General features: G+C 30.2%; 10 protein-coding genes. 6 read left to right on the plus strand and 4 right to left on the minus strand.

The features are described from left to right. Positions 1 to 20 precede the first annotated feature (20 nt). Both AXG55_RS07150 and AXG55_RS07155 read right to left on the minus strand, forming a co-directional pair. The gene (locus AXG55_RS07150; protein ID WP_148697441.1) at positions 21 to 2,216 is read right to left on the minus strand and encodes a carboxy terminal-processing peptidase; all 2,196 of its coding nucleotides are present in this window, start codon (positions 2,214 to 2,216) and stop codon (positions 21 to 23) included. A gap of 10 nt (positions 2,217 to 2,226) precedes the next feature. Then, complete coding sequence (locus tag AXG55_RS07155; RefSeq protein ID WP_233231057.1) at positions 2,227 to 2,706, minus strand: hypothetical protein; 480 nt, start codon at positions 2,704 to 2,706, stop codon at positions 2,227 to 2,229. Between AXG55_RS07155 and AXG55_RS07160 the strand changes: the two genes are divergently transcribed. The 5 genes from AXG55_RS07160 (at position 2,705) to AXG55_RS07180 (ending at position 9,619) form a co-directional block, all read left to right on the plus strand. Next, positions 2,705 to 3,499, plus strand: coding sequence for a DUF3025 domain-containing protein (locus tag AXG55_RS07160; RefSeq protein ID WP_233231058.1), 795 nt, complete (start codon positions 2,705 to 2,707; stop codon positions 3,497 to 3,499). The two genes, AXG55_RS07155 and AXG55_RS07160, sit on opposite strands and share 2 nt — an antisense overlap. A gap of 397 nt (positions 3,500 to 3,896) precedes the next feature. Next, on the plus strand, positions 3,897 to 6,344 hold the full coding sequence (gene thrA, locus AXG55_RS07165) for a bifunctional aspartate kinase/homoserine dehydrogenase I (RefSeq protein ID WP_148697444.1): 2,448 nt from the start codon (positions 3,897 to 3,899) through the stop codon (positions 6,342 to 6,344). A 12-nt stretch (positions 6,345 to 6,356) separates the two neighbouring features. Further along, positions 6,357 to 7,307 (plus strand): homoserine kinase, encoded by a 951-nt coding sequence (locus tag AXG55_RS07170; protein ID WP_148697445.1) that lies wholly within the window; start codon positions 6,357 to 6,359, stop codon positions 7,305 to 7,307. 3 nt (positions 7,308 to 7,310) lie between these two features. After that, positions 7,311 to 8,615: a threonine synthase gene (thrC, locus tag AXG55_RS07175; protein WP_148697446.1), complete on the plus strand. Its 1,305-nt coding sequence runs from the start codon at positions 7,311 to 7,313 to the stop codon at positions 8,613 to 8,615. A 122-nt stretch (positions 8,616 to 8,737) separates the two neighbouring features. After that, complete coding sequence (locus tag AXG55_RS07180) at positions 8,738 to 9,619, plus strand: MBL fold metallo-hydrolase (RefSeq protein ID WP_148697447.1); 882 nt, start codon at positions 8,738 to 8,740, stop codon at positions 9,617 to 9,619. Between the two features lie 65 nt (positions 9,620 to 9,684). On the opposite strand, the gene sph is transcribed toward AXG55_RS07180, so the two are convergent. Next, positions 9,685 to 11,196, minus strand: a complete 1,512-nt coding sequence (sph, locus tag AXG55_RS07185) for a sphingomyelin phosphodiesterase (RefSeq protein WP_148697448.1) — start codon at positions 11,194 to 11,196, stop codon at positions 9,685 to 9,687. Positions 11,197 to 11,375: 179 nt separating this feature from the next. Next, complete coding sequence (locus AXG55_RS07190) at positions 11,376 to 11,801, minus strand: acyl-CoA thioesterase (RefSeq protein WP_148697449.1); 426 nt, start codon at positions 11,799 to 11,801, stop codon at positions 11,376 to 11,378. Between the two features lie 115 nt (positions 11,802 to 11,916). On the opposite strand from AXG55_RS07190, the gene AXG55_RS07195 reads away from it, so the two are divergent. Further along, complete coding sequence (locus tag AXG55_RS07195; RefSeq protein WP_148697450.1) at positions 11,917 to 12,519, plus strand: DUF3575 domain-containing protein; 603 nt, start codon at positions 11,917 to 11,919, stop codon at positions 12,517 to 12,519. Positions 12,520 to 12,526 lie beyond the last annotated feature (7 nt).

A 12,526-nucleotide genomic window follows, 5' to 3' on the forward strand; every position in this document is an offset into this window, starting at 1 on the left:
TAAAATGTAAATATTACAAATTATTCTTTTTTATTGTTTGCGGTAAGATTGATGCTATCAATTAAAATTTGAGCAGATTCTTTTAATTGAATATCATTTTTGCGAATTACTTTTGATGAAAATTCCATTGAATCTTCATCTTCTACTGAAATGCCATAATCCTCTGACTTCATTTTAAACGATTCTTTTTTAACTTCCTTTTCAATATCTTTGTCTTTACCTGATTTCGATGAGTTTTTCATTTTGCCATTATCGACAAGCATTTTTCCAGATTTTATTTTGTCTGATTTATCTGCAATATTTTTATTTGTTTCTTTATTTTCTTTCAAAGAAACAAGTGTATTTTTGTCTTTCTTAGCTTTATCTATAGTATCTATGATTTTTTTAAACTCCGGACTTTTTTCCACTCTTGCTGTACTAAGCTTTTGAAGTTTTGGAATGACATCAGATAAATCTTTTTCAGGTTTAAAATCACGGGAAGGCTTGATCGTTGTATAAGGTAATGCATAATCATATTCTTTTTCACCAATTTCAGTCGCTTCAATGATATCAGGAATTATAATATCGGATAATACCCCTTTTTCCTGATTGCTTTTCCCACTGGGTCTAAAAAATTTAGCAATGGTAACGTGAATGGCTCCATCGGTAGCACGTCCGCCCGTTCCTGCAATTTCAAAAACAGTTTGCACCGTTCCTTTTCCAAAAGTACGAGAATTGCCCAATATATACCCACGACCATAATCCTGTACTGCTCCCGATAAAATTTCAGAAGCAGATGCTGTATATTTGCTCACAATAATTGCGAGCGGACCTGTATAAGGTGGAATATTCGCTTCAAAATCAAGGGTGCGCACTTGCCTGTCTTTATCTTCAACAAGTGTTACAATTGGATTTTTAATAAATAAGCCCACTATTTTTTGAGTTTCTGAGAGATCTCCTCCGCCATTTCTTCTTAAATCAACAACGATACCATCTACTTTAGCTGTTTTTAATTTTTTTATCTCACGATACATATCGTTTGAAGAACTGCGGCATGTTCGTGGATTTTCTTGGCATCCTTTGTAATCAATATAAAAGCTTGGTAAATTAATAATTCCAATTTTCTTATTATTGATGCTTAAAATATCACTCTTTGCTTCATTATCTTTAACCTGAACAATTGCTCGTTTTAATATGACATTAAAACGATTCATTTTACCATCAATTTCTTTACGTAAAATAACTAACTTCACATTTGTGCCTTCTTTACCTCGAATCAGTTGCACAACTTTACCCAAATCCATTTCAATGACATCCTGAATTCCCGAACTATCGCCAGAATCTACAGCAACAATTTTATCATTCTTCTTTAAACGACCATCTTTTGCTGCAGCTCCTCCAGGCACAATGGCATCGATAATAGTATAACCATCAATACTTTTTAAAGTGGCGCCAATACCAACAAATTTCAAGCTAAAATCTTGCTGAAATTGGTCGTTATCAATTGGGGTTAAAAAGCTCGAATGTGGATCTAATGACAATGCGAAAGCATTTAAAAATAGTGCATAAACTTCATCGGTTGATCTGTTTTTTATATCTTTTTTAATCATTTCATAGCGACGGGTTAATCGCGATTTAATTTTATCGATGTCATCGGATTCTTTCATATTCAAGACAATAAACTTAATTGTTTTTCTCCAGCGTTCCTTTAGCTCCGCACTGGATTTTGCCCACTCAATTTTTTTTCTGTCCGTTTCTATATACTCATCTTTAGTAAAATCTTGTTTTTCTTTTAATGCCGCCGTTGCAAATGCGGTGGCTTCATCAAGACGTTTTTTATACCTCTCATAAATACCATCCTCACCGCTGATGAAGCGGCAGTCGATATTATTGATATTTTTATATAAATCTTGTTCTTGTTTCGTAAACTCAGTAATATCATCTTGAGTAAAATATAATTTACCGGGATCTAATAATTTTATAAACATTTCGAGTGTACGTATAGATAACTCATTATCAAAATTTCGAAATAAATAATGATTTTTTAAAAAATCTTTTGATCTTTCAGATAAAGAAGCACAAGTAAGATATCCCATATTTTGTTTTGGATTTTTTTTAATATTTTCTTCAGAATTTGCAAACTGAAAAAATGGGAAAATATTAAAATGTTGTCCAATAGAAACACCAATGGCAATGGCTGCAATTGATATAAGAATATTTTTCTTAGGTAATTTCATTGAAAAAATCTCACTTTCGCGTCGGAATTCTTATATTCCTTCTAGAAAACCTTGATGGAATGCTAGAATTCATGTCATCATCTTTATCTGTGTACACAATTGTTTTTTCTTGTGCACGAAAGGAACGAGTTATTTGTGTCGCATTTTTAAAATCGCTTAAATTTTGTTCACTGTAAGCTAAGCTATCATTAGTCTCAACAAATTTTCCATTAAACCAGCAAAATATTTGACCTTGATGAAAGCGAATGCGCGCCTCCCCTGCGGCCTCCACTTTTTCATGAATTTCATCAAGTCTCGATTTTATTCTTTCATAATTATCATCAAATAAGGCAATAGCTAAAGAGGTTTCTTCTTCATCAGCACGTACAGTGATGCGATGTGTAAATTTTTGCTTTAATTTTTCCCGCAGGGAGCGTAGAACACGATCGCGATCGGTAACCATAATTTCTGGATCGAGGTCAAGGACAATATATAATGAGGCTAAGTACATGGCACACCCTAATGAATTAAGGGTTGAAAAAAAAGGACACCACACATCCCAACTTACATATAGAAAATGGGATCCGCAATTTCTAGGCTGCTCTGAATTGTTCTTCCCTATTATGCCATATGGTAAAATTTTTTCAAACAGCAAAGATTGGCCAACTTTAAATGAATTAAACAATTTTAAACCCCATGAGGTTGAGTCTTGGTCTGGGCATAAGATTCGATTTGTTTTACAAAAGGGAAGACACAGCGACGAGGGCTTTGAAGCTCTCTATGAACCGCGCATTTTTTTAAAAGGGGAAGTCCGCACACGCCTCCAAAATTGGCACGATTTTTTTAATGCCCAAATTTGGTATGCTTTTCCAAAAACCAAAGCCGCTTTAAATATGCGGCAATTTATATCATTTGATGAAAGAGCTGAGTTTCCCTGGAAATCCTCTCCACTCACAAGGATGCGTGAACAGGATTATATGACCATGTTTGATGAAGGAGGATGCATTATAGCATGTTCGACTCATAAGTCGTTACCTTTTGTATTTGGACATGCTGTTTATGAAAGAATGATAAAAGGGGATTTTGAAATTTCTATGTGCACTATCCAAATTCCCTGCGAAAATAGTTTTTTTGAATTAAATATTGAATCTCAAAATAAAATTCTCGATTTAAAGCTATCCAAAATTCTAGCAAATAGAGACATATATTATAATAATACTCCATTTTTTACATGTCCCTTAGAAGTTGCGCATAAAATATTCGTAACTAAAAAATGGCAATCACCTTTTCCAAGTAGTAAATAATTCTAATAAAGCAACTTTATCTTATAATTTTTGAATATTTTTTTTAAAAAAACTTGGCAATTTTTTTAATATAGTTTATCTTCTGAAAGAATCAGCTTTTTGATAGAGTTTAGAAATACTCTATTCCTAGTTTTTAATAAATTATTTTTAATTTATATGAGTGATTTTTAGAAAGGTAATTTCGATGAAAAGTCTTCTAAAATTGAAACGAAATCGCCCTTATACTTCTTCTAACTTAGAAACTCCTCATCAAAATAAACTCACGTCTCAGACTCTCAAAATAACCACGTTAACATAATTTATACTTCATTAAATAAAATTTCATAGCATGCAATTTCAATCTATAATTTATTAATTGAATTTAATATTTAAATTAACTTTTTAAAGGGAAATCAAAATGGAATATTTTGTTCATAAATTTGGTGGTTCTAATCTTAAGCAATCAGAAAGTTTTCATAAAATTAAAAATGTACTTTCTGGACATAATGAAATTATTGTTGTTTCTGCATTACATGGAGTCACTTCAGCTCTGCAAAATATTTTAAATCTTGCACAAGAGGGTAAAAATTACTTCAATGAAATTATAAATATAAAAAATTTACACATGGAAATAATAAATCAATTTCTATTTGAGGAAAAAAAAAGCGCTATTATAAAAACAATGATTGATAATGATGTCAATATATTAAAAAATATTTTGACAACTGTTTCCCAAATCTCATCTTACTCTATTGAAATACAAGATTATGTCTTAGGATTTGGAGAAATATGGTCAGCAAAAATTTTATCCTCCTTTTTAGGAATCGATAAAAAAGTTGAATTTTTAAATGCAACAAAAGTTTTATTTACATTTCATCAAAATGGCATTCAGTTTATCGATTGGGAAAAAAGCGATATTGCTCTACAAAATTTTTTAAAAGAAAATACATTTGACCAACTTGTTATCACTGGTTTTATTGCTTCTAATTCTGAAAATAAAAGAACAACATTAGGTCGTAATGGAAGCGATTATTCTGCCGCAGTATTTTCTAAGCTCCTAAACTCAAAGTCTTTAACTATTTGGAAAGATGTGAATGGAATTTATAGCGCCAATCCTGAAAAAGTAAAACGTGCTTTTCCCATTCCTAATCTTTCCTACAAAGAAGCTTTAGAACTCGCTTATTTTGGAGCTAAAATCTTACATCCAAGAACAATTGCGCCCGCACTTGAAAAAAATATTCCAATTTTTATTAAAAATATTTTTAATCCAGATCAAAAAGGAACTCTTATTTCTAATCAAATAATTGATGATGATAAATATTTAATAAAAGGTGTGACCTGTATTGAAGACATTTCTTTATTTAATATTGAAGGTGCAGGTATGATTGGAGTCTCAGGTATTGCAGCAAGAATTTTTCAAGTAATTCAAAATGAAAACATTTCAGTTATTTTAATTTCTCAAGCAAGTTCAGAATATTCTATTTGTTTTGCTGTTTCTTCAGAACATGAAAAGAAAGCGTTAAAAATATTAAAGCAAAATTTAGAAATTGAGCTGAAAAGAAAACAAATTGAAAAAATTTCAGTGAATAACAATTGCTCAATTTTAGCCATTGTTGGTGACAAAATGGTGGGAACCTTAGGAATTGCAAGTAGACTATGTACAACTCTTTCCAAAGCAAATATTAATATTTCCGCAATTGCTCAAGGCTCATCAGAAAGGAATATTTCGGTTGTTATTGACAAAAAAGATATTGACCGCGCTTTAAATGCTGTCCATTCTGGATTTTATCTTTCTGATAAAAAAATTTCTATTGGGATTATTGGTTTAGGATCAGTAGGAAGTACTTTTATAAATCAAATCCAACAAGCTCACGAAAATTTAAAATTAAAATATAATGTTGATTTTTCAATAATGGCAATTATGAATAGCAAAAAAATGCTTTTGTCTGAAAATTCTATAAATCTTTCACAATGGAATGCAGAATTAAATAAAAGTGGTATTCCTTCAAATATTGATTATTTTATAAATCATCTTGCAGGTCATAATATAAACCAAACTGTTCTTATTGATTGCACTGCAAGTCATGAAATATCAAATCATTATTTAAAAATAATCGGAAAAGAAATTCATATCATCACACCTAATAAACATGCTAATGCAGGTGATTTTGAATATTATAAAAAAATAAAAGAATTGTGTTTGAAAAAAAATACTCAATACTTTTACGAAGCAACAGTTTGCGCAGGGCTTCCTGTCATAAATACAATTCAAGATCTCATTAAAACTGGGGATGAAATTATTTCTATTGAAGGAATTATTTCAGGAACATTTAGTTATATTTTTAATGAAATGATGAAAGGTCGACTTTTTTCTGAAGCTGTTCTTGAAGCTAAAAAACGCGGATACACCGAACCCGATCCCAGAGAAGATCTTTCAGGACTTGATGTTGCACGGAAATTAATTTGCCTCGCAAGAGAGCTCGGTTTTGAAGTCGTTTTTAGTGATATTCAACTTACAAGTTTGGTTCCAAATCATTTAAAATCATGTTGTGTTGGGGAATTTTTAGAAAGATTACCTGAATGTGATGCTCAAATGTTGCCATTAATGAAGCAAACATCACTTAAAAATGAAAAATTATGTTATGTAGGAACGATTCATAAAAATGGGAAACTGACTGTTGAATTGTCTTCATATAAACAAAATCATCCTTTTCATCGACTTCAAGGCACAGACAATATGCTCATCATTTATTCTAAAAGATACCATGAACAGCCTTTAGTTATTCAAGGGCCAGGAGCGGGAGCAGAAGTCACCGCAACAGGAATTTTTTCAGATCTCTTGAGATTATCTTCATCTTTATCTTAAAAGGACTAAACCATGATTAAATACAATTTAAAATCCGTAACAGCATTTGCACCTGCAACTTGCGCTAATATTGCAGTTGGTTTTGATATATTAGGATTTGCAATTGATTCTGTTGGTGATTTTGTAACCTTAACAAAGCGAGAAGATCAAAAAATTATAATAGAACAAATTGAGGGAATTAATAATTTACCCTATGATATTTTAAAAAACACAGCATCGGTTGTTATAAAAAAATTATGTGATGACTTGCAACTAAATACAGGTTTTAATATTCGACTTAAAAAAGGAATTGCTTTAGGCTCTGGAATGGGGGGGTCTTCAGCATCTTCAGTTGCCGCGTTGGTTGCACTAAATCAATTTTTATTGAATCCTTTAACATTAAATGAGCTTGCTTATTATGCTCTTTTTGGAGAAGAAATTGCTTGCGGCCAAAGGCACGCTGATAATATTGTTCCCTGTTTATTTGGGGGAATGCAGCTTATACTCTCTTCAAATCCTATTGAAAATATTTTGCTTCCTGCTCCAAATATTTTTTGTGTCCTTATTCATCCTCATTTAAGACTGGATACCAAAGATGCTAGAGATATTTTATCAAAAGAAATTTCTTTAAAACAACATATACAACAATCTGCAAATTTAGCAGGATTTATTACTGGAATTTACAAAAAAGATTCTAATTTATTAAAAAAATATACGCAAGATATTATTATAGAACCTCAAAGAGCTAAGCTTGTCCCCGGCTTTTATAAAGTAAAAGATGTTGCTTTACAATCGGGTGCGATTGTCGCTTCTTTTTCAGGGTCAGGACCCAGTTTATTTGCATTATCAGACACAAAAAATAATGCCGAAATAATTGCTGATAAAATGCAACAGGAGTTCATGAAATATAATATTCATTCTGACTTTTGGATTACAGGATTAAATTCAAAGGGAGCGCATGTAACTGAAATTTACGAAGGATAAAAAATGTATTTCAATAGCACTCGAAATAAAAAATTAATGTATACTTTAACTGAATGTATAAAACTGGGGTTAGCAGAAGATGGTGGATTATTTATTCCTGAATATTTCCCAAAAATAGATTATAATAATTTTGATATAAATATTTCTTATGTTGAATTTTCAAAAAATGTTTTAAAAGAATATTTTAAAAATGATCCATTAAATAATTATTTGCATGAAATATGTAAAAATTCATTTAATTTTATTATCCCATTTAATGAAGTAAATAATGGTACTTTTATTTTAGATCTTTTTCAGGGACCTACCCTTTCTTTTAAGGATTTCGGAGCTCGCTTTTTAGCACAGTGTTTTGAACATATTTCTACTGAAAAAAGATTTACAATAATGGTTGCCACTTCTGGTGATACAGGATCAGCCGTAGCAAGCGCCTTTTATAAAAAAAATAATATTGATGTAATTATTCTTTACCCAGAAGGAAAAATATCTCAAAAACAAGAGCACCAAATTACTTGCTGGGATTCAAATATTTATTCTTTTGCAGTTAATGGAACATTTGATGATTGCCAAAAAATGGTAAAAGAGGCCTTTCAAAATGATTCTTGGCAAAATTCAAAATTACTTTGTACAGCTAACAGTATTAATATAGGTCGATTATTACCACAAGTTATTTATTATGCGTATTTTAGTTTCAAGTATTTTAAAAAATATGATGAAATGCCAGGTTTTATTATTCCTACAGGTAATATGGGAAATGCTACTGCTGCTTATTGGGCAAAAGAAATGGGATTTCCTATTCGAGAAATTGTATTGTCAACAAATGCGAATAATGTTATACTTGAATATATTGAAACAGGTGAATTTAGTCCCAGAAAAAGTCTACTTACTCTTGCTAATGCTATGGATGTTGGTAATCCTAGTAATTTTGAAAGATTAAAAATTTTATTTGACGATCACTTATTATTTAAAAATAATATAAGTGCTTACAGCATAACTGATGCTCAAATTAGAGAAACAATTGCTGACGTGTTTAAGAATGATCAAAAATTAATTTGCCCACATACAGCAACTGCATTCTGTACAAGAAAATTATTAAACTCATTACCTTGGATAGTTGTCGCAACGGCTCACCCGTGTAAGTTTGACGAAGTTATAGAATCGATTATACCTATAAAAAATGAATATCCCAAACAATTATTAGAAATGTTGTACAAAAAATGCCGTCACATAAAAGTTGAAGCAAAAATAGAAAAGCTAGCTGAAAAATTTAATAATTTTCAAAATAATAATAAATTTACTATATATTTATAAATATCTTAAATAATAATAATTTAAAAATTTGAGTTTACAATATCATAATTATAGACTAGGATATCTTTGGCTTTTATTTACCAATTAATTTTGATTATACTTTTATATTTGAAAGGTTATATATGAAAAAATGGAAACATGTCTTTGGAATAACAGCAACTGTATTCAGCGTTTTCACATCTGCAATTGCTTCTGGTGCACAATTAAATATTGAGGTATATAATCCAGGTACAAAAAGTTTATTCCCGGTTTCTTCAGAAATTATTTCGGGAAAAAAAGAAGTTGTCCTGATCGATGCGCAAATTCAAACCAACGATGCTCAAGCCTTAGTTGAAAAAATTAAAAAGACAGAAAAAAAATTAACCCTTGTTTTTATTAGCCACAAGGATCCTGATTTTTATTTTGGCCTTGAAACTATTAGAAATGCCTTTCCTGATGTCAAAATCTTAGCTACTCCCGAAACTGTGAAAGCGATAAAAGAGTCAATGGACTCTAAGCTTGCTTATTGGAGTCCTATTTTAAAAGAAAATGCCCCGAAAAAAGTCATTTTACCCGATGTGCTTGATAGTGATTCTTTCATGGTTGATGATCAAAAAATTGAAATTAAAGGCCTCAAAACAAATCCCTCAGATACTTACCTTTGGATTCCTTCCTTAAAAACTGCTCTAGGTGGAGTTATTGTGTACAATAATATGCATGTCTGGGTTGCCGACAATCAAACCCCTGAGTCAAGAGCAAAATGGTTCGAATCTATTGAAAGCATTAAAAATTTAAATCCCATTCGTGTAATTCCTGGTCATTTTTTAGGTTCTTCTAATTTTGGTTTAAAATCTCTTGAGTTTACAGAAAAATATTTAAAAAATTTTGAAATGGAAGCTGCTAAAGCAAAAAATTCCAAAGAATTGATCAGCGCTATGCAAAAACGTTACTCTAAATTAACAAATAAAGATGATTTAGAATTGAGCGCTAAAGTAATTAAAGGTGAAATGAAGTGGCCACAATAAAGTGAGAAAGATAATTTGTACCATAACTTGGTTTTTTTAGTTCAAGCAATGGTATGTTTTTTTTCTTAATTTCTATAGATAAGAGAAGAAGACCAGTCGTAATAACTTGGTAATTCTTCACTGTGCATATTTAATAAAAATTTTTCATTCTCGCCCGATGAAAACAAAAAATTATCATTTTGCTTTATAGTTACAATATCATTATTACTTAGACATTTATTCGCATCACTTTTTTCAAATAAAGCTTTTAAATTTGATAATGCAGAAAAAGTTTTATTGTCTACAGCATTACTTGGAATTAAATAATCTGAGACAATGTAGCCAGGAAATTGAGACAATTCAAGTTTAACCAAATCCCCGGACAATATACACCCATTGTCTATCATGGAAAAATTATTTGATAGATTAAAAGTAATGTAATTAGAATTAGTTTTGTTATCTAAATATATTTTTTTATTTTTATAATCATCATCATAAGCAATATATTTATTTGATTTTAACTCTTTTAATGTAATTTTATAATAATTCCCATTAATGGGAGCAAAGGAATGCTTAGGAGTTTTTTCAGTTGCGTAAGAAAATGCCATTAATGGATAGTGATCTGAAATATCTGTGTATGACCAGTATCGACCTTTTGTTTTTACTTTCCACTGTGAAAGGGACTGATTATCATATTTTAAATTAAACCATTGAGGCATTTTTCTATGATTTTTCGAAACTAAAATATGATCCAAGTTTTCACTTTTATAAGTCGGGTATCTTTCAAATCCTATGCCATTTCTTTTATTATCTGCTGAAAATGGAACTCCCACATAAATAGGAGGTCTAACATTTAAGATATTAATCATATCATTATATTCAATTTTATTATCAGTATCTATATTCATATCACCCGCATAAATTACATATTCCTCTTTTGGAAATTTTTTTTCATTAACGAAATTTACCATTTCTGTTAAATCTATTTTTCGACCTAAAATTCCTTTAGTATAGCTGCCAAGACAACCATTATCATCCGCTTGTAAATGAGTTCCAATAATATTATAAAATGTATTATTATATTTTATTTTTGCATAGGCAAAACCTTTTAATGAAAAATAGTCTGCTCCACAAGCATACTTATAAATATGTTGCGATTTTTCTACAATAGGCCACTTGCTTATAATTGCAACACCGCCATTATAAGGTGTGAAAGGTGACCATGCTCCCGTGGTTGCATTCCAATCTACTTTTGTACTCCCCACAATGGGAGTTTGATAAGGAAACATTGGTTTTAGTTTATTCAGCATTTCAGTTGCTGCATTTGTATCAAAGAGTTCCTCAAAAACAATAACATCTTGATATTTAAAAAATTCAGAATCCGCAGCTAAATTTGCTCTAATTTGTTGTGCATAATTAGGGTACAATCCAGAAGGTAAAAGCATTAAATTATATGTAGCAATAGATAATCCATCCTCGTATGTGCTTCCACGTCGATTATTTTCTTTTTGTTCTTGTGCGTTTGATATATCAAATAAAAAAATAAAACTTAATGAAAAATAGGTGAAAAAAAACCAATAAATGTTTTTATAGATCATATTGTTTGACTCCTAATATTGCTTTTAACAATATTAGGAGAATTTTATTTATTTTACGATCGTCAATAAATTTACATATTAGGCTTAATTGCAAACCGATGGAAATAAAATTATATTTTTGATTTTTGAAAATAATTTTAAAATAAAAGGAGGTAAATTTTCCCAATCTTCATTTAAATTTATTCAATCTCTATTCCAACAGCCCGAAACCACTCAGGAGATTGATGAATTAATTTCCGCGTATTTAAATCAAAATAGCCCAATATATAATGAGCTGTTGTACACAATTCATTTTTTGAATTAAATATTTTCTGTTCTAAATGCAAAATTTTTGATTGTGCATCAATACATTGGGTTTCAATTCTAACTTTTTCTCGCAATTTGAGCTCTTTAATAAATTTTAAATTCACTTCTAAAATAACAGGACCTTTTCCTGATTTTTGAATTTCCTCAAGACCAAATCCTAATTCCGTAATAAATTCCCAACGCGCTTCTTCAAGAATTTGTAAGTAAACAGCGTTATTTACATGAGCAAAAGAATCAAGATGATTCTCTTTAATTGTTAATTCATACTTAAATAATTTTGCATTTTTAATTTTTGGCATATTTCCTCATTTTATTTCATTATAGAAAGTTATTTTGCTATAACCTCATATTGTCTGCTATAACATTGTCGGTTTACAGGAACAAGATCCTGTCATTTAAGGAACTCAATTTATTATGAAAAATAAGATAATTAATATAGCATCTTTTTTAAGCTTGCTTTTGCCTACATGCGCCTCTTTTGCTGAATCCAACACCATAATTGAATTAAATCCATTGCTCTCTATCAACCAAGGTCTGGGCTTAAATTTTGAATATTTAATTCTAGAAAGCTATTCACTTGGTTTAGATATAGAAACTTTTAAACAAAATCCATATAATACGGATGGTGTCAATGCCCGTCGAGACACTTATACCTTTGCTCCTAAATTGCATTATTATCCACTATCAACTGAAATGTATGGTCCCTTTTTAGGTCTCAAAATTAATTTTACTTATGAGCAACTCTCAATCTCAGATTTCGATAACTCAGCACAGCAAAATCTATTTTATATTGCTCCTGCCGTCCAAACTGGATATCGGTATGCTTTTCAAAATGGTCTTACTTTTTCTCTTTATGTTGGATTTGGATATAAATCTAAAAATAATGAATTTTCACAAAATAATATTCCTATTTCTAAGACTAATAATGCAAATTGGCAAAAGGCAAGATCTAAAATAAATGAAAATATATCACAAATAAAATTTGATTATGGATTAACTATTGGTTATATGTTTTAACAATTTT

Origin of the sequence: Silvanigrella aquatica, from assembly GCF_001907975.1 — a bacterium.
GTDB lineage: Bacteria > Bdellovibrionota_B > Oligoflexia > Silvanigrellales > Silvanigrellaceae > Silvanigrella > Silvanigrella aquatica.

Coding starts and splice junctions, on each gene's coding strand:
- AXG55_RS07150 (WP_148697441.1), bottom strand. CDS start 2,216: ATGAAATTACCTAAGAAAAATATTCTTATATCAATTGCAGCCATTGCC.
- AXG55_RS07160 (WP_233231058.1), top strand. CDS start 2,705: ATGGCACACCCTAATGAATTAAGGGTTGAAAAAAAAGGACACCACACA.
- AXG55_RS07155 (WP_233231057.1), bottom strand. CDS start 2,706: ATGTACTTAGCCTCATTATATATTGTCCTTGACCTCGATCCAGAAATT.
- thrA (WP_148697444.1), top strand. CDS start 3,897: ATGGAATATTTTGTTCATAAATTTGGTGGTTCTAATCTTAAGCAATCA.
- AXG55_RS07170 (WP_148697445.1), top strand. CDS start 6,357: ATGATTAAATACAATTTAAAATCCGTAACAGCATTTGCACCTGCAACT.
- thrC (WP_148697446.1), top strand. CDS start 7,311: ATGTATTTCAATAGCACTCGAAATAAAAAATTAATGTATACTTTAACT.
- AXG55_RS07180 (WP_148697447.1), top strand. CDS start 8,738: ATGAAAAAATGGAAACATGTCTTTGGAATAACAGCAACTGTATTCAGC.
- sph (WP_148697448.1), bottom strand. CDS start 11,196: ATGATCTATAAAAACATTTATTGGTTTTTTTTCACCTATTTTTCATTA.
- AXG55_RS07190 (WP_148697449.1), bottom strand. CDS start 11,801: ATGCCAAAAATTAAAAATGCAAAATTATTTAAGTATGAATTAACAATT.
- AXG55_RS07195 (WP_148697450.1), top strand. CDS start 11,917: ATGAAAAATAAGATAATTAATATAGCATCTTTTTTAAGCTTGCTTTTG.